At 52.3% G+C, this 17,150-nt stretch carries 17 protein-coding genes; 13 read left to right on the forward strand and 4 right to left on the reverse strand.

Annotation, left to right across the window (positions count from 1 at the left end; translation table 11 throughout):
- Positions 1 to 65: 65 nt before the first annotated feature.
- The 4 genes from pgsA to ccoG all read right to left on the reverse strand — a co-directional run bounded on the left by pgsA (position 66) and on the right by ccoG (position 3,709).
- Entirely contained in the window at positions 66 to 626 is a 561-nt protein-coding gene (gene pgsA / locus AAG834_RS03495) for a CDP-diacylglycerol--glycerol-3-phosphate 3-phosphatidyltransferase (RefSeq protein WP_003744331.1), read from the reverse strand.
- A 105-nt stretch (positions 627 to 731) separates the two neighbouring features.
- Positions 732 to 1,277 carry a type IV secretion protein Rhs gene (locus AAG834_RS03500; RefSeq protein WP_342031268.1) on the reverse strand — a complete coding sequence of 182 codons (546 nt, stop codon included), beginning with the start codon at positions 1,275 to 1,277 and terminating at the stop codon, positions 732 to 734.
- A gap of 347 nt (positions 1,278 to 1,624) precedes the next feature.
- Entirely contained in the window at positions 1,625 to 2,194 is a 570-nt protein-coding gene (locus AAG834_RS03505) for a FixH family protein (RefSeq protein WP_342031269.1), read from the reverse strand.
- Between the two features lie 3 nt (positions 2,195 to 2,197).
- A complete protein-coding gene (ccoG, locus tag AAG834_RS03510; protein ID WP_039408519.1) occupies positions 2,198 to 3,709 on the reverse strand; it encodes a cytochrome c oxidase accessory protein CcoG in 1,512 nt (503 codons plus the stop codon).
- A 520-nt stretch (positions 3,710 to 4,229) separates the two neighbouring features.
- Between ccoG and tkt the strand changes: the two genes are divergently transcribed.
- From tkt to AAG834_RS03575, 13 genes are all read left to right on the forward strand, one after another.
- Positions 4,230 to 6,209, forward strand: a complete 1,980-nt coding sequence (tkt, locus tag AAG834_RS03515) for a transketolase (protein WP_342031270.1) — start codon at positions 4,230 to 4,232, stop codon at positions 6,207 to 6,209.
- A 290-nt stretch (positions 6,210 to 6,499) separates the two neighbouring features.
- Positions 6,500 to 8,512, forward strand: a complete 2,013-nt coding sequence (locus AAG834_RS03520; RefSeq protein ID WP_342031271.1) for an LTA synthase family protein — start codon at positions 6,500 to 6,502, stop codon at positions 8,510 to 8,512.
- A 244-nt stretch (positions 8,513 to 8,756) separates the two neighbouring features.
- On the forward strand, positions 8,757 to 9,194 hold the full coding sequence (locus tag AAG834_RS03525) for an acyl-CoA thioesterase (protein ID WP_040668630.1): 438 nt from the start codon (positions 8,757 to 8,759) through the stop codon (positions 9,192 to 9,194).
- Between the two features lie 67 nt (positions 9,195 to 9,261).
- Positions 9,262 to 9,852, forward strand: a complete 591-nt coding sequence (locus AAG834_RS03530) for a LolA family protein (RefSeq protein ID WP_003759132.1) — start codon at positions 9,262 to 9,264, stop codon at positions 9,850 to 9,852.
- Positions 9,853 to 10,169: 317 nt separating this feature from the next.
- Positions 10,170 to 11,078 carry a flavodoxin family protein gene (locus AAG834_RS03535; RefSeq protein WP_342031272.1) on the forward strand — a complete coding sequence of 303 codons (909 nt, stop codon included), beginning with the start codon at positions 10,170 to 10,172 and terminating at the stop codon, positions 11,076 to 11,078.
- Between the two features lie 37 nt (positions 11,079 to 11,115).
- On the forward strand, positions 11,116 to 11,535 hold the full coding sequence (locus AAG834_RS03540) for a nuclear transport factor 2 family protein (protein ID WP_039850824.1): 420 nt from the start codon (positions 11,116 to 11,118) through the stop codon (positions 11,533 to 11,535).
- Between the two features lie 115 nt (positions 11,536 to 11,650).
- Complete coding sequence (locus AAG834_RS03545) at positions 11,651 to 11,896, forward strand: GNAT family N-acetyltransferase (RefSeq protein WP_342031273.1); 246 nt, start codon at positions 11,651 to 11,653, stop codon at positions 11,894 to 11,896.
- A gap of 69 nt (positions 11,897 to 11,965) precedes the next feature.
- Positions 11,966 to 13,123, forward strand: a complete 1,158-nt coding sequence (locus AAG834_RS03550) for a beta-ketoacyl-ACP synthase III (RefSeq protein WP_342031274.1) — start codon at positions 11,966 to 11,968, stop codon at positions 13,121 to 13,123.
- A gap of 27 nt (positions 13,124 to 13,150) precedes the next feature.
- Positions 13,151 to 13,549, forward strand: coding sequence for a hypothetical protein (locus AAG834_RS03555; protein WP_342031275.1), 399 nt, complete (start codon positions 13,151 to 13,153; stop codon positions 13,547 to 13,549).
- A gap of 202 nt (positions 13,550 to 13,751) precedes the next feature.
- Positions 13,752 to 14,744 carry a BtrH N-terminal domain-containing protein gene (locus tag AAG834_RS03560; protein WP_342031276.1) on the forward strand — a complete coding sequence of 331 codons (993 nt, stop codon included), beginning with the start codon at positions 13,752 to 13,754 and terminating at the stop codon, positions 14,742 to 14,744.
- 81 nt (positions 14,745 to 14,825) lie between these two features.
- Positions 14,826 to 15,569 (forward strand): SH3 domain-containing protein, encoded by a 744-nt coding sequence (locus tag AAG834_RS03565; RefSeq protein WP_342031277.1) that lies wholly within the window; start codon positions 14,826 to 14,828, stop codon positions 15,567 to 15,569.
- A 45-nt stretch (positions 15,570 to 15,614) separates the two neighbouring features.
- Positions 15,615 to 16,358 carry an SH3 domain-containing protein gene (locus AAG834_RS03570; RefSeq protein ID WP_342031278.1) on the forward strand — a complete coding sequence of 248 codons (744 nt, stop codon included), beginning with the start codon at positions 15,615 to 15,617 and terminating at the stop codon, positions 16,356 to 16,358.
- Positions 16,359 to 16,403: 45 nt separating this feature from the next.
- Positions 16,404 to 17,147, forward strand: a complete 744-nt coding sequence (locus tag AAG834_RS03575) for an SH3 domain-containing protein (protein ID WP_342031279.1) — start codon at positions 16,404 to 16,406, stop codon at positions 17,145 to 17,147.
- The last annotated feature ends 3 nt before the right edge of the window (positions 17,148 to 17,150 follow it).

Raw genomic sequence — 17,150 nt, forward strand, 5'->3', positions numbered from 1 at the left:
TGTTTCTGAAGAAGACGCAATTATTATGGATTTAAAACTTGTCGTCAAGGGGTTTGTTTTATTTTTTATTTGATTTCCTGCCACGCCATTTTCAGATAATAGAACATTGACCAGAGGGTTAATACAGATGCGATAAACATCAATATGTTACCTGTCAGGTAAAAAATATTGTCAAATCGATTGGAGGCTAAGAGCAATAAAAATATGGCAACCATTTGCGCGGCAGTTTTAAATTTGCCGATCGTGGCAACGGCAACGCTGCTCCGTCTGCCCATTTGCGCCATCCATTCCCTCAAAGCGGAAATGGTGATTTCCCTGCCGATGATGATAATGGCGAAAATAACATAAGTACGGCCAAGGCTGACCAGCAGCAATAATGCGGTCGCTACCATCAATTTATCCGCAACGGGATCGAGGAATGCGCCGAAATCGGAGGTTTGCTTCCAAAGCCTTGCTAAAAATCCGTCAAACCAATCGGTTACGGCTGCGAGTGCGAAAATGATAGCAGCAGTCCAATTGACGGTTTCCGGTGCAATCCACCCTTTTGGCAGGAAAAACAGCAAAGTAAAGACCGGAATCAGCAAAACACGCATCCAAGTCAGAAAAATCGGTATGTTCCAAGGCATGATTTACCTTTGATGTGGTTATGATAGTTAATTTGCCTATTATAACGGACTTGCTTGTCTGTCTGAAAGCTTGTATTCGAACCATCTTTCAGCCAATAAAATCTCTCAAGTCTGTTTGTTTTTTCGATAAAACCTGCATTGAGGCAGCCATTCTTTTTGGCACGGGTCGTCAATAAATGACTTTAAAACGCTTTGAAAGGTTTGATTTTGGGCGTTGTATATGTTGCCTTTTAGATAACACGACGCGTAATAATGCGCCAATAAATCCGCCTGCTGCTCCATATTCAGCATACTGAAATGACAAATATCGGACAGCTTGGGATAGAGATAGGCACGACGGCGACGGTAGCCTCCGCTGACGAACAAAAACAATCCGCCCAACCAGGTTTTAAATCCTTGCTGGTACTGCCAAACATGGGTCAATTCATGAATCATCCATATTTGATGGGACTCGGAAGCAAGGGCGAAGTCGTCAGGGCAGTTATTACGCGGGAAATAGATGTTCCCATTGGGCGAAACGGCAACCCGCATGGTCGGCAGACAAGGAATGCCGCGATAGATTTTGACGCGGGCGTAATCAATGCTGTCGGCAAAAATCAGCTTTGCCATTTTGATTTCGTTGTCCGTCAGCCTGCGCCAGCGTTTACTCATATCTTGTCCTTGTTACTTTCATGACGGCCGAGGTCGTCTGAAAACGGTTGTTCTGCCTTAACACTCATTCAGCTACGTTTACAAGCGATACTGCCATATCCCCTACCCGCTTTATAGTGGATTAAATTTAAATCAGGACAAGGCAACGAAGCCGCAGACAGTACAGATAGTACGGAACCGATTCACTTGGTGCTTCAGCACCTTAGAGAATCGTTCTCTTTGAGCTAAGGCGAGGCAACGCCGTACTGGTTTAAATTTAATCCACTATATTTGCGCCAACATCATCACAAACCTTACAGCATGAAGGTCGTCTGAAATTTTTCAGACGACCTTTTGAGCCTGTCAAACTATTGTCCTGAATCTTTCGGCTTCTGATTGGCGTTCTCAAACAATTTGTTCATAGGGGTCAGATTGATTGCATTGCCTTGACTGACTATCCATTTATCCTCCACCCGCCAAACACCCGAGGTATCTTCCACACGCAGATACCAGTGGTTGGTCGGCGTCAGGGGTTTGAAAGTCGCTTCATACTCCATACGGCCGTTTTGGGCTTTCGTACTGACGGCGCGCAGTTTGACGGTTTGGTCTTCCGATTTTTTAGTCGGGTGCATCAAGAGAAGGTTCAACGGCTGCTTGGGATCGAATTCTCCGCTGACAAACACTTTGGCCGCATCCTTATCCGGACTGATCAGCACTTGCACCTGTATATGACGCTTCACCGCTTCTTCATCGCGATGAAGCTGGATGTCGATGTGTTTGCCATCTTTGTAATAGTCGTCCGTTACCAAATCGGTTGCATGTTCTTTGGCGACGAAGAACATGGCGACACTGGCAATCACGACAAAAATAGGACCCGCCATCAGCACCCACGGCCAAATGTGTTTGTACCAAGGTTTGACTTGTTTTTGCTCGGACACGTTTTATTCTCCGATAAAGGTTGCTTCTTCTTCCAAGATAGTGGGTTTGCCATCTGCTTTGCCGGTTTCGCGATAAGTGAAGGTAAACTCAATCGGATGGCTGCCCTTGTCGGCGTATTCGGGAATGGTGGAAACTTGGACGGGGATGGTCAACGTTTGGCGCGGTGCGATTTTCACGCCGCCTTCCGGCAGTCCGGTCAGGGCAATTTCTTCAAAGCCTTTGACTGTCGCAGTCATCACTTGTTCGTTTTCACTATTGTTGATAATGCGCAGGTTATATGCGTTTTCCAGCCAACCTTTGCTGTTTTCGCGCACCATCACGCCGCGGTCTTTCAGAATATCGACTTCGACCATTTTACGGGTGGAAAGTCCGACCAAGAAAGCGATGATGACCACCAGCAAAACAGCGCCGTATCCCGCCACACGCGGACGTTTCAAGCGTTTTTTGATGTCGCTTTCAGGATATTCATGTTCCAACGCGCCTTCGGTCGTATAGCGTATCAAACCGCGCGGGTAGCCCATTTTGTCCATAATTTCGTCGCAGGCATCAATACACGCCGCACAGCCGATACATTGGTATTGCAAACCGTCGCGGATATCGATACCGACGGGACAGACCTGTACGCACATAGTGCAGTTGATGCAGTCGCCCAATCCGCTGTCTTCTTTGTTGGCGGTTTTCTTGCGTGCGCCGCGCGGTTCGCCGCGTTCGGTATCGTAAGAAATAATCAGCGTGTCTTTGTCGAACATCGCGCTTTGGAAGCGTGCATACGGACACATATGCAGGCACACTTTCTCGCGCATAACGTGGGCAAAGAAGAAGGTCATGAAGCCGTAAAACGCTGCAGCAAACATCGCGCCGCCGCCTGCTGCTCCGGCAAACAAGTCTGGAACGAACTGGCGGATCGGGACAAACCAGCCCGCAAAGGTAATGCCTGTCCACGCGCAGACAAGGAAAATCAGCAGGGCTTTAGTTGCTTTAATGCGGATTTTAGTGAAATTCCACGGCGATTTTTCCAGCTTCAGGCGTTTGTTGCGGTCGCCTTCGACCAAGTTGTCGATCCACAGCATGATTTCGGTGTAAACCGTCTGCGGACAGGAATAGCCGCACCACAAGCGTCCGGCAATCGTCGTCCACCAAAAAAGTCCGAAAGCGCAAATCATCAGCAGCAGGGCAAGGTAAATCAAGTCGCCCATACCCAGTGACAGCCCGAAAATGAAGAAATGCCGGTCCGGAATATTGAAGAGTACCGCCTGGCGGTCGCTCCAGTTAAACCACGGAATCACATAAAACACAAACTGCGTCGCCAATACGGCGGCTATACGCAACTTGGCGAACCGCCCTTCCGCTTTTTTCGGATGGATGCGTTCGCCTTCGGGATGGATTTGGATGACGCTGGATTTGGGTTTTGAGGGTTTGGGCGGAGCGGTTTTTGCCGGTTTCTCGGACTGCTCTTTCGGGACAGCGTTTTTTTCTTCTGACACAGCGTTTTCGGCTTGGTTTTCTGTTGACATTTTTCAGTGTTCCTTCGTGTGTTTGCGCGCAGGTCTTTTATTCTGATTACTGGTTTGATTGGTTTTTCAGACGACCTTTTATATGCGTCGGAATCATATCATTTGAGCTTGACCAAAGCAAAAAGCCCTACTTGGCTTTTATATGCCACCCGTTTTGATTTTTCCGTTGCCCAAGTCTGAAATCGGCGATATTCAAGCAGTTGCATATAACCGATGACGCTATGTTTATAGCGAATCGCTATATCTCCGATAAAAATTTATAAACTACTGTTTCAAAACGGAATAACAGTTAATCTCATCTGCTTTGCCTGTTTCAGACGACCCCTTAATGCGGACAATTTTTAAAACAGGACAACGCGAAACCGATGCCGTACCGGTTTGAAGTTGCCTTCCCGATAGGCGGAAAGGTCGTCTGAAAGACGCCCGCATCCTTGAAAGCCTGCCCGAATCGGGCGATAATCAACGGGATTTTCTTTACCGTTATTACCGTTTCAAACCAATACAGCAAGGAAGGTACAAAATGTCTCAACTGGCAAACGCAATCCGTTTCCTCTCGGCCGATGCCGTTCAAAAAGCAAATTCCGGCCACCCCGGCGCACCCATGGGTATGGCGGAAATGGCGGAAGTATTGTGGACGAAATTCCTGCGCCACAACCCTGCCAACCCCAAATTCTACAACCGCGACCGCTTCGTCCTCTCCAACGGCCACGCGTCCATGCTGTTGTACAGCCTGTTGCACCTGACCGGCTACAACCTGAGCATTGAAGACCTGAAAAACTTCCGCCAACTGCACAGCAAGACCCCTGGTCACCCCGAATACGGCTACACCGACGGCGTGGAAACCACGACCGGCCCGTTGGGACAAGGCATTGCCAACGCGGTGGGCATGGCATTGGCGGAAAAAATCCTTGCCGCCGAATTTAATAAAGACGGTTTGAACATCGTCGATCACTACACTTACGTCTTCATGGGCGACGGCTGCCTGATGGAAGGCGTATCGCACGAAGCCTGTTCGCTCGCCGGCACTTTAGGCTTGGGCAAACTGATTGTTTTATATGATGACAACAATATTTCCATCGACGGCAAAGTGGACGGCTGGTTTACCGAAAACATCCCGCAACGCTTTGAAAGTTACGGCTGGCACGTCGTTCCCAACGTAAACGGCCATGACACCGCCGCCATTCAAGCCGCTATCGAAGCCTCACGCGCCGAAACCGGCAAACCGTCCATCATCTGCTGCAAAACCTTAATCGGCAAAGGCAGTGCCAACAAAGAAGGCAGCCACAAAACCCACGGTGCACCTTTGGGCGCGGACGAAATCGAAGCCACACGCAAACATTTGGGCTGGACTTACCCCGCCTTTGAAATCCCGCAAAAAATTTACGACGCATGGAGCGCGAAAGAACAAGGCGCGAAACTGGAAGCCGACTGGAACGAACTGTTCGCGCAATACCAAGCCAAATATCCTGCCGAAGCCGCAGAATTCGTGCGCCGCATGGATAAAAAACTGCCGGACAATTTCGATGCATACGTTCAAGCCGCATTGAAAGAAGTGTGCGCCAAAGCCGAAACCATCGCCACCCGCAAAGCCAGCCAAAACAGCATCGAAATCCTCGCCAAAGCGCTGCCCGAACTGGTAGGCGGTTCTGCCGACCTGACCCCGTCCAACCTGACCGACTGGTCAAACAGCGTCTCCGTTACCCGCGAAAAAGGCGGCAACTACATCCACTACGGCGTGCGCGAGTTCGGCATGGGCGCCATCATGAACGGCCTTGCCCTGCACGGCGGCGTTAAACCGTTCGGCGCGACCTTCCTGATGTTCAGCGAATACGAACGCAACGCCTTGCGCATGGCGGCACTGATGAAAATCAACCCCGTCTTCGTCTTCACCCACGATTCCATCGGCCTCGGCGAAGACGGCCCGACCCACCAACCCATCGAGCAAACCGCCACCCTGCGCCTGATTCCGAATATGGACGTATGGCGTCCGTGCGATACCGCCGAATCCTTGGTCGCATGGGCGGAAGCCACAAAAGCCGAAGACCACCCGTCCTGCCTGATTTTCAGCCGTCAAAACCTGAAATTCCAAGCGCGCAACGAACAACAATTGAACGACATCAAACGCGGCGGCTACGTCATCAGCGAAGCCCAAGGCAACGCTCAAGCCGTCATTATTGCGACCGGTTCCGAAGTCGAGCTGGCTTTGGAAGCGCAAAAAGCACTCGCCGCGCAAAACATCACCGTCCGCGTCGTTTCCATGCCGTCCACCAACGTGTTCGACCGCCAAGACGCCGCCTATAAAGCCGCCGTCCTGCCCGAAGGCCTGCCGCACATCGCCGTAGAAGCCGGACACGCCGACGGCTGGTACAAATACGTCGGACTGAACGGCGCAGTCGTCGGCATCAACCGCTTCGGAGAATCCGCCCCTGCCGAACTGCTGTTCAAAGAATTCGGCTTTACCGTGGAAAATGTGGTGGATACTGTGAAATCAGTGCTGTAAACGACTGCCATCGCATCAAAGGTCGTCTGAAAACGGAAGATAAGGTTTTCAGACGACCTTTTTCCTTTAAAGCCGCCCAAACCGGTTTAACAGAAATCCAACCCATACAGTGGCGCAACTCTTCCTACGCCAACGAAGTTGCATAGAAACGCCGAATAAAGCAGCATCTGAAGCCCCTCCTATTCCTGATAATCTTTTGCCATATCTTGAAAGCCGCACCGCCAAACCGTAAAATTACACCTTACTAAATTTGATATAAATTTACATCTAACCCATCTTACCCGCCAATTATGATGACTCGCCTTGCTACCTATCGGAAAACCCTCCTCATCTGCCTGATTTTATGGGCATCCATCGTCGCCGTTTTCTCTGCCGAACGTTTCTTCATGCTGCACCATTTCGTTTCAGACGACATCCGCAGCCGTTACGCGGGCGATTTGGCGGCTTTGTTTGTCAAAGGGCTGTTGTTCGACATCAAAATCGCCTCCGTTGCCGCCGCCTTCCCCTTCCTGATCGGGCTGTTCGGACTGGCTACGCAGAAAACCGCCGCCTTTACCCTACGCCTCCTGCCTACCGTCGCAACCGTCCTTTCCCTGACCGCCTTTGCCGCCGCGCTGGGCAACTGGTTCTATTACAGCGTTTACGACCGTCAATTTGACGTCTTTGTCTTCGGACTGGCGGACGAAGATACCCGCGCTGTCCTGAAAACCGTCTGGTCGGACTATCCCGTCATCCCCTGTCTTGCCGCCTTGATTGCCGCAGCTTTCGTTTTCGGCAAAATCTTCAGCCTCATCCGCCACCGTACCCGCTTTCAGACGACCTCATGGGGGAAAACCGCTTGGATTGCCGCCGTCCTCTTACCCGTCCTCGCGCTTGCCGCAGGCATACGCGGCTCGTTCGGCAAATTCCCCCTGCGTCAGACCGCCATGCAGATTTCCGCCGCACCGCAAATCAACAAACTCGTTCCCAATGCCCTGACTTCCCTAAGCTGGGCAGTCAACGAATACCGCAACAGCAATAATTTCCATCCCGTCTCCGACGAAGACGGCAGCCGGCTCATCAGTACTCTGCTCGATAAAAAAACCGACGCCGACTTGACGCAGCTCTTTGCCCAAACCGCTGCAAACGCCGCCGTCGAAAAACACCGTCCCAACGTCGTTCTCACCGTCATGGAAAGCATGAGCGCTCATCTCTTGAACATGGACAATCCCGAACGGGACCTCTTGGGCGAACTGGGCAAACACTGGCAGCAAGACTGGGTGTACCGCAAATTCGTTTCCGAGGGAGACGGCACCAGTGACACCTTGCACCGCTTCTTCGTCCGCAGCCCGCGTCTCAACCTCAGCCAATCCCTTGCTAAAAACAAAATCTTCCCCGGCAATATGTTCAAACCCTATCTCGATGCCGGCTACCGCGTCGTCTATATTACGGCGGGTAACGGCGGCTGGCGCGATTTCGACACCTTCCTGCGGCACTTGGGCGTCAACGAAATCATCGATGAAAACACCCTCAAAACCCACTATCCTGAAGCCAAATCCGAAACATGGGGCGTACCCGACGAATTCATGTTCCGTTATGCCGAAGAAGAACTCGCGCGCGCCGAAAAAAGCGGCACGCCCGTATTCATCATGATGATGTCCGTGACCAACCATCCGCCCTACCGCCTGCCCGCGCCGCATCAGGCGAAAAACTTCCGTTTGGACGAACAAGAGCAAAAACGCCTTGCCAACCTCGCCTCAGGCAAAGAGCTGAATGAAATCTTCAACACTTTCCGATACAGCAACGACCAACTTGGCCGCTTTATCGGCAAAGTGAAAACCATCGCGCCCGACACCATTATCGCCGCCACCGGCGACCACAATATGCGCGCCATCGGCTATCCCGAATCCGCCGATGCCGCACTCGGCCACAGCGTCCCCTTCTACCTTTACGTCCCGCAAGCCTACCGCGGCAGCGCCGAATACCATCCCGAACGCGCAGGTTCGCACAAAGACATCCTGCCGACCCTCTACAACTTAAGCCTGTCCAAATCGCGCTACTACCAAACCGGCTGCAACCTCACCGCCCCGCAACCTGATTCCGCGTGGTGCGGCTACGGCTACAACCCCGAAGTCATCATCACGGAACGCGGTTTCTATCATCAACACAGCAAAGCATTCCACAAATGGGACAACAAAAACATCCAAACCGCCGAAAGCCGCCCAAGCACGCCGGATAACGAAGACCAAGCCATTATCCGTCGCGCCTCGGCATATACGCCGTTTCTTGAATGGCAGATCAACCGGATTGTCAGCACCCAATAAATCCGTTTATAGCCAAAGGTCGTCTGAAAAGTTTCAGACGACCTTTTTGCAAATAAGCCATATCCAATACCTTCCTGCCTTAAAGCAAATGCCAAACTGCCTAACAATACCGTCATAGTGTAGTAAAATAAAACGCGTTTTAGGCAGCGTGCCACATTACATCCGCGCAACACAACGCCTTACCGTTTGGCGGCAAATCCACTATATAATCTATGCCGCTTGCGCCCGTCACACAAGGAAACTCATGAAAAAACACATCTACTGCCGCCACAGCTTTGAAATCGAAGTCCCATTTTTCGATGTGGACGCCATGCACATCGTCTGGCACGGCAACTATGTGAAATACCTCGAAACCGCCCGCTGCGCCTTTTTGTCCGCCATCGGTTACGACTACAATGAAATGGCGCGGCAGGGATACAGCTGGCCGATTGTGCAGATGAACCTCAAATACATCCGCCCCGCCCGCTTCAGCCAAAAAATCCGCGTTGATATGGAAATCGTCGAAATAGAAAGCTGCCTGCGCATCGACTATACGATTTATGATGCGCAAACCAACGAAAAGCTCAACCGCGCTTCGACTACCCAAGCCGCCGTTTCGCTGGCAGACGGCCTGATGCAGTTTCAGACTCCGCAAAGCTGGCTGGATGCCGTGCAAACCCATCCGACCTTTACTCCTGCCTGACACTTTACGTTTTCAGACGACCCCGACCCTTCAGGTCGTCTGAAAAACAAACCTGAAAAGGAACAACATGAAAAAGACACTTACCGCTCTCGTGCTGACCCTTGCCAGCCCTGCCTTATGGGCGTTTTCCACCGCCGAACTCGCCCAAACCCTGCAAAAACCGTCCAACGTACAAGGTGCGTTTACCCAGCAGCGTCAATTGAAATCCCTGAGCAAACCGATGGTTACAGGCGGGAAATTCGTCCTCGTCCCGAAAAAAGGCCTGTTGTGGCAAATGCAAAAACCGTTTGAAACCACCCTGCGCGTGCGCTCGGACGGCATCATGCAGTGGAACGGCAGCGCATGGACCAACCCCAACCAAGGCAAATTCGGACAAACCCAGCAAATCAAACTCTTCCTCGACCTGCTCGGCGGCAACACGCAAGGTTTGGAAAAACAATTCAACCTCGCCCTCTCTGGCAGCGAAAAACAATGGACGTTGAATTTGACGCCGAAAACCGCCGTTACCCGCCAAATTTTCAACCACATCGTTATCAGCGGCGACAGTGTAGTACGCAAAATCGAGTTGGACGAAAAACAAGGCGACAAAACTGTGATGCAGTTTAGAGAAGTGCAAACCGGCAAACCGTTAGACGACTTTGCCAAAAAAGCCCTGTAAACAAACCATCCGACAAACCCGCAAAGTCATCCTGTCGGCTTTTGAAGAACCTGCCTGACGGCTTGCCGCCCGCGTTTTCCTCTCCGCATGAGAGGTTGAGCGAGGGTGGCAAGCCGCAGGTTCGCATTTTATTAGGCACATATTTTTGCCCTAAGCCCAGTGCTTTCAGGATATGCCATTTGCCTCCACTTTCACGCCTACCGCCCTTTTCAGACGACCTCCATTTATCCCACCCTATTGTTCTTTAAATAATTTTACAAAAAAGCTATAATAGCCGTTCATCGAATAATTTTTGTTAATAGATAATGGGAAGCGACGTGAAAAAAGTGCTGCTGGTGTATTACTCGCAGACCGGACAATTGGCAAAATTGGCGCGGAATTTCGCCGAGCCTTTGCAGCAGGGCGGCGTCCATGTGGATTGCGTTAACCTTGAGCCGCAAGAACCGTATCCGTTTCCGTGGTCGTTTTGGCGGTTTTTCAACACCTTTCCCGAAACCGTCCACCTGAAACCCGCGCCGATTCTGCCGCCCACCATTCCCGCCGACGATTACGACGCCGTGGTTATCGCTTATACCGTCTGGTTCCTCTCGCCCGCCCAGCCGATTACCGCCTTCCTGCAACGTGAAGAAACCCGCCGCCTGCTCAACGGCAAACCCGTGGTAACGCTTATCGGTTGCCGCAATATGTGGTTGGGCGCGCAGGAAAAAATGAAGTCGCTGTTGACACAAAACGGCGCAAAACTCATCGGCAACATCGTCAAAATCGACGCGTGCAACAGCGCCGCCAGCTTCATCACCACCCCCGCATGGCTGCTGTCGGGCGACAAACAATACTTCCGCGCCCTGCCCTCCGCCGGCATTGCAGACGGAGAGCTGGCTGACGCGACGCGCTTCGGCACAAAAATGCGGGATACCCTGTTGCAAAACAAAACCTTGGACGAAACCCTGTTTCAAAACATGGGCGCGGTCAAGGTAAACGAAAAACTGATTTTCAGCGAAAAAGCCGCCGGACGCAGCTTTTTCCTGTGGGGCAGGCTGCTGATGGCCGCCGGACGTGTGTCCCCGCTGCTGCGCCGCGCCCTGCTGTGTTTTTATATCCTGTTTCTGCTGGCGATGATTCTGGTGTTGGTACCGGTAAGCGTATTGGTGAAAAAACTGCTGCATCCGCTGCTCAAAGGCCGTCTGAAAAAACTGGCCGATTATTACGGCCAACCCTCCGGCGGATGAATCGGATTGCGGGCGGCAACCTGTAAGGAGACTGTATATGGACGATTTTGAACGCATTTACCGCGACTGGCACGAATATGCCAAAAACCGCGACACCGACGCGCTGATTGCGCTGTATGCCGACGACGCCGTATTTGAAAGCCCGCTGGTGCCCGCGATTATGGATACCGACAGCGGCATCCTGTGCGGCAAGGCCGAAATCCTGCGTTTCTTACAGGAAGGCACGCGCCGCCGTCCCAACGATTTGGTGCGCTGGTATCGGGACGGCCGCTATTTTGTTGCGGGCGATACGCTGGTGTGGGAATACCCGCGCCAAACGCCCGACGGCGATCAGGTGGATATTTTGGAAGTGATGCGGCTGGAAAGCGGCAAAATCAAGCACCACCGCATTTATTGGGGCTGGTTCGGCACGCAGATGCTGACAGCTTCGGCACTCGCCAAAGCGGTTAAGGCTTGACGCCGGAAGCCGCACCGACGTTGGCAGAGGCCGTCTGAAAACGACCAAAATGTTTTACAGCAACGGCCGACGACAGTCCTGTTTTTCAGACGGCCTCAAATACAGAAAGCACTCCATGCACGAAGTGATCCATTACCCCGAACGCCGCCGCTTCCAAATCGACATCAACGGCTTAGAAGCAGGCTACATCAGTTATACCGAACACAACGGAGGCTGGGACGTGGACCATACCGAAGTTTCGCCCAATTTCCGCAATCAGGGCATCGCCCGAATGCTGGTGGATGCGTTAACGGCATATGCCGAAGCACACGGCATCCCGCTCACCGCAAGCTGCGATTACGCGGCGCGGTTTATCGGCTGACCACTTACCATAGTGAGACAAAATAGCGCCGTAATATCCCTATTTTGTTTCGCCATATAACCCAAAACCATGATTCCAAATAACACACTCAAAAACGTTTACCTCAACCACATCGCCGCCTTCCTGCCCAACGCGCCCGTCGGCAATGACGAGATGGAAGCCGTTCTCGGCATGGCGGGCGAGCTGCCCTCGCGCGTTCGGCGCATGATTTTGCGTTCCAACGGCATCCAAACACGGCATTACGCCATAGACCCCGACAGCCGCCGCGCCACGCATACCAATGCCGAACTTGCCGCCGAGGCAGTCCGTCGGCTGTTCGCACAAGGCATCAAGCCCGAAGACATCACCAGCCTGTCCTGCGCTACGTCCTACCCCGACCAAACCATGCCCGGACACGGCGTGATGGTACACGGTCTTTTAAATATACCCTCCTGCGAAGTGTTGAGCATGGCGGGCGTTTGCGCGGCAGGTATGGCAGCGATGAAACACGCCTACAACGCCATCCGCACCGGCGAACACGCCCACGCCGTCGCCGCCGCGTCGGAAAACGCTTCGGCGGTGATGCGCGGCGAAGTGTTCCAACACGAAACCGACTATAAAAAGCTGGAAAACGCCTCCCCCGAAATCGGTTTTGAAAAAGACTTTTTACGCTGGATGCTGTCGGACGGCGCGGGCGCGGCATACTTGTCCGACCGCCCCAATTCAGACGGCCTCAGCCTGAAAATCCGCTGGATAGAGCTGCTCTCCTACGCCAACGAAATGCCGCCCTGCATGTATGCCGGCGCAGAATTCCGTGACGGCGTGTTCGAAGGCTGGAAACACGCCGACCCCGAATACAGCCGCCGCCACAGCCTGATGGCGGTCAAGCAGGACGTAAAACTATTGAACGAAAACATCGTCCGATACACGGTGGAAAAACCGCTCGCGCAAATCGCCGCCAAACACGGCATCCGCGCCGACGAAATCGACTGGTTCCTGCCGCACTACTCTTCCGGCTTTTTCCGCGACCGTCTTTCAGACGGCCTGAAAAACATCGGCTTCGACATCCCTCAGGAAAAATGGTTTACCAACCTCTATACCAAAGGCAACACCGGCTCGGCATCGATTTACATCATCCTTGAAGAATTTATGCGCACCTTCCCATTGGAGCGCGGTCAAAAAGTTTTGTGCTACGTTCCCGAAAGCGGGCGTTTCTCAACTTGCTTTATGCTTTTGGAAGCGGTATAGCAAACTGAAAAAAGGTCGTCTGAAACTATGGAAATCAAAGACATCCCGCAAGATGACAGCGAAAGCTACCACGGACATCTGAAAGTCATTTACGGCACGCGCGACGGGCGTTACGAAGCCGGTACCAGCAGCGGCTGGCAGGACGAAGCCTACGCCACCGAAATGGCGGTCGCCGAACTCGACGAACAAACCCGCGCCGCCCGCGAAGCAGTGGCACGGGGCGAATATTCGCCGCTGTATTACCATATGTTCCGCTTCCGCCACGACGAAGCCGGTTTGGCAATGGCCGCGGGCGTATGGAAATGGCAGCTCCGCCGCCACCTGCGTCCCGAAATCTTCGCTAAACTGCCCGACAAAACCCTGCAAAAATACGCCGACGCGCTGCAAATCAGCATAGGCGAATTGAAGCGGACGGACGCGGATTAAGGCGAACCGACCTGATTTTTCAGACGACCTCCTATAGAGTCTGAAACGGCCGCCTAATCATATAGTGGATTAACTTTAAATCAGGACAAGGCGACGAAGCCACAGACAGTACAGATAGTACGGCAAGGCGAGGCAACGCCGTACTGGTTTAAAGTTAATCCACTATAAAAACACTCCCAAACAAATATCCGATTGACACCCCATGACCGAATTCCCACACCAGCATACCGCCCACTGCGAAAGCGGCGTAATGTCCACACTGCTCAAATACCACGGCCACGATTTGGACGAAGCCATGATTTTCGGCATCGCCCATGCGCTGACCTTTGTCTGGCTGCCCGTCGTCAAACTGGGCGGCATGCCGCTGGTTTCCTACCGTATCGCACCGCGCGGCATCATCAAAAACACCTGCAAGGCATTGGGGCTGAAATTGTCCGTACGCAAATTTTCCAATGCCAAAAAGGGACAAGACGCACTGGATGCCGTGCTTTCATCGGGCAAACTGGCGGGTTTGCAGACCTCCGTATTCTGGCTGCCGTATTTCCCGCCGCAAATGCGTTTCCATTTCAACGCACACAATCTCTTGGTGTACGGCAAAGACGGTGGCGACTACCTGATCAGCGACCCCGTATTTGAAACGGTGCAACGCTGCGCCGCCGAAGATTTGCAGCGGGCGCGCTTCGCCAAAGGTGTGCTGGCGGCAAAAGGCATGATGTATACGCTGGAAAACGACAGGTCGTCTGAAAAAGTTCAGGCAGACTTGCCCACCATCATCTGCAAAGCCATACGCAAAAACGCCAAACAAATGCTCCCCCCCGTTTTTTTCGCCGGCGTAAAAGGCATACGCACGTTGGCAAAAAACATCGAAGCCCTGCCCACTAAACGAAATGCAAAATACCAAAAGCTGTTCCTCGGTCATCTCGTGCGGATGCAGGAAGAAATCGGCACCGGCGGCGCGGGTTTCCGCTATATCTACGCCTATTTCCTCGAACAGGCCGCCCGTATCTGCGACAATCCCGCGTTTCAGACGGCCTCAGAACAAATGACCGCCATCGGCGACCAATGGCGGCAGTTTGCAGCGATGTGCGTGAAGCAGTGCAAAAAGCCGTCTGAAAACGGCTGCCGCGAAATCGCCGCATTTTTGCGCAAGATTGCGGATGATGAAGAAGCGTTGTGGCGGGGATTGTTGAAATAATGGGGAATCATGCGGCTTAACTTAAACCGCCGCGTACAGTTTTGAAATTAGGTCGTCTGAAAACTAAAAGAAAAGATAAAAATGCGTTACTTAGCTGCTCTCCTATTATTGTGTTCCGCCCTAACCCATGCCGCGCCGCCGAACGGCTTTGCCTTAGTGCATGATGCCGACGGACACACCAACTTACGCGAAAGCCCCGATTTGAATGCCCGAGTCTTGGCAAAAATCCCCAACGGCACACCGTTGAAATGTTTGGGTGATGGTGGCGAAGGCAGTTTGAGTTTCTGTACTGCCCAGCTGCAACAACCTGCCGCAGAAGACTACGGTTTCATCCATTACAGCCGTCTGATATTTCCCGCCTCCGACAAAAGCTTCGTCCGCCTGCGCGAACAATCCGGTCGCGACGATACGCTGACTTTGTCCGGTAGCGGACAAACGGTACACATCGTTGCCCGCCGCATCCATCCAAAACTCAGCGACTTCTCGGGCATCAACAAAGACAAATACACCGCGCGGCTCTATCGAGGCAAACCTTTCTATGGTACAGACTATGACATTCCCAAAAGCGTGTTCGCGCTTGAACGCATCACGCTAAACGGTCAAGCGGTTCCCACTGCCGAACTGCAAGGACTGTTCTCGCCCGATTTTGCCTCCACTGCCCGCGGCAGCAATGTATATCAACGCTGGGAAGCTTATTACCGCCACACCGACAAGACGCTTTATCTGTTCGGCAGACAAAGTTCGGGAGCCGGTAGTTTCGATGTCTGCTTTATATTTAAGGACGGTAAATTCCAGCGCCGCTATTTATGGAATGCTGCGCTATAAATATCGCTCGAAAAGGTCGTCTGAAAACTCAAAGAAATGGTAAAAATGCGTTACTTAGCTTCCCTCTTATTATTGTGTTCCGCCTTAACCCATGCCGCGCCGCCGAACGGCTTTGCCTTGGTTCATGATGCCGACGGACACACCAACTTACGAAAAAGACCCGATTTGAATGCCAAAGTTTTGGCAAAAATTCCCAACGGCACACCGTTGGAATGTACGGAAGAACTCAGTGAAAACAAGCCAGACTTCTGTTTTGTTCAGCTCCAACAGGCAAACGCCGATGATTCCGGCTTTATCCATTACAGCCGTCTGATATTTCCCGCCTCCGACAAAAACTTCGTCCGCCTGCGCGAACAATCCGGTCATGACGATACGCTGACTTTATCCGGCAACGGTCAAAAGGTACACATCGTAGCCCGCCGCATTCACCCAAAACGCAGTGATTTCTCGGGTATCAGCAAAGACAAATACACCGCGCGGCTCTATCAAGGCAAGCCGTTCTATGGCATGGACTCTATGATTTCCAAAAGCGTGTTCGCGCTTGAACGTATCACGCTAAACGGTCAAGCGGTTCCCGCTGCCGAACTGCAAGGACTCTTCTCGCCCGATTTTGCCTCCACCGCACGCGGCAGCAATGTATATCAAGGCTGGGAAGCTTATTACCGCCGCAGCGATAAGACGCTTTATCTGTTTGGCAGACAAGGTTCGGACGGCGCTCCTTTCGATGTCTGCTTTATATTTAAGGACGGTAAATTCCAGCGCCGTTATTTGTGGGATGCTGCGATTTAAATATCGCTCGAAAAGGTCGTCTGAAAACTCAAAGAAATGATAAAAATGCGTTACTTAGCTTCCCTCTTATTATTGTGTTCCGCCTTAACCCATGCCGCGCCGCCGGACGGCTTTGCCTTGGTTTATGATGCCGACGGACACACCAACTTACGCGAAAGCCCCGATTTGAATGCCAAAGTTTTGGCAAAAATTCCCAACGGCACGCCGTTGGAATGTGTAGGCGAAGCCAGCAAAGACAATCCGAATTTCTGTACCGCGAAGTTGCAACAGACAGCCACCGGCGGTTACGGCTTTATCCACCGCAGCCGTCTGATATTTCCAGCCTCTGACAAAAACTTCGCTACACTGCGTGAACACTTCGGTCGCGACGACACACTGACTTTGTCCGGCAACGGTCAAACGGTACACATCGCCGCCCGGCGTATCCACCCCAAACGCAGCGACTTTTCAGGTACAGCCCCAAATAGTGACACCGCGTCTCTTTATCGGGGCAAACCGTTTTACGGTACAGACGACTCCATTCCGAAAAGCGTATTTGCCATAGAACAGATTACGCTGAACGGTCAAGCAGTTCCCGCTGCCGAACTGCAAGGGCTGTTCTTGCCCGATTTTGCCGCCACTGCACGCGGCAGCAATGCGTATGATGGCTGGGAAGCCTATTACCGCCGTACCGACAAGACGCTTTATCTGTTTAATTCGGTGAATAATGATGCCGGTTCTTTCGGTATGTGTTTCGTATTTAAAGACGGCAAATTCCAGCGCCGTTATGTGTGGACTGCATTACTATGAATA

The sequence above is a fragment of the Neisseria sp. Marseille-Q2251 genome, from assembly GCF_940793045.1.
Taxonomy (GTDB): Bacteria; Pseudomonadota; Gammaproteobacteria; order Burkholderiales; family Neisseriaceae; genus Neisseria.

Excerpts from the sequence above, each read along its gene's own strand:
- pgsA (WP_003744331.1), bottom strand. The coding sequence starts at position 626 with ATGCCTTGGAACATACCGATTTTTCTGACTTGGATGCGTGTTTTGCTG.
- AAG834_RS03500 (WP_342031268.1), bottom strand. The coding sequence starts at position 1,277 with ATGAGTAAACGCTGGCGCAGGCTGACGGACAACGAAATCAAAATGGCA.
- ccoG (WP_039408519.1), bottom strand. The coding sequence starts at position 3,709 with ATGTCAACAGAAAACCAAGCCGAAAACGCTGTGTCAGAAGAAAAAAAC.
- tkt (WP_342031270.1), top strand. The coding sequence starts at position 4,230 with ATGTCTCAACTGGCAAACGCAATCCGTTTCCTCTCGGCCGATGCCGTT.
- AAG834_RS03520 (WP_342031271.1), top strand. The coding sequence starts at position 6,500 with ATGATGACTCGCCTTGCTACCTATCGGAAAACCCTCCTCATCTGCCTG.
- AAG834_RS03525 (WP_040668630.1), top strand. The coding sequence starts at position 8,757 with ATGAAAAAACACATCTACTGCCGCCACAGCTTTGAAATCGAAGTCCCA.
- AAG834_RS03530 (WP_003759132.1), top strand. The coding sequence starts at position 9,262 with ATGAAAAAGACACTTACCGCTCTCGTGCTGACCCTTGCCAGCCCTGCC.
- AAG834_RS03540 (WP_039850824.1), top strand. The coding sequence starts at position 11,116 with ATGGACGATTTTGAACGCATTTACCGCGACTGGCACGAATATGCCAAA.
- AAG834_RS03545 (WP_342031273.1), top strand. The coding sequence starts at position 11,651 with ATGCACGAAGTGATCCATTACCCCGAACGCCGCCGCTTCCAAATCGAC.
- AAG834_RS03550 (WP_342031274.1), top strand. The coding sequence starts at position 11,966 with ATGATTCCAAATAACACACTCAAAAACGTTTACCTCAACCACATCGCC.
- AAG834_RS03555 (WP_342031275.1), top strand. The coding sequence starts at position 13,151 with ATGGAAATCAAAGACATCCCGCAAGATGACAGCGAAAGCTACCACGGA.
- AAG834_RS03560 (WP_342031276.1), top strand. The coding sequence starts at position 13,752 with ATGACCGAATTCCCACACCAGCATACCGCCCACTGCGAAAGCGGCGTA.
- AAG834_RS03565 (WP_342031277.1), top strand. The coding sequence starts at position 14,826 with ATGCGTTACTTAGCTGCTCTCCTATTATTGTGTTCCGCCCTAACCCAT.
- AAG834_RS03570 (WP_342031278.1), top strand. The coding sequence starts at position 15,615 with ATGCGTTACTTAGCTTCCCTCTTATTATTGTGTTCCGCCTTAACCCAT.
- AAG834_RS03575 (WP_342031279.1), top strand. The coding sequence starts at position 16,404 with ATGCGTTACTTAGCTTCCCTCTTATTATTGTGTTCCGCCTTAACCCAT.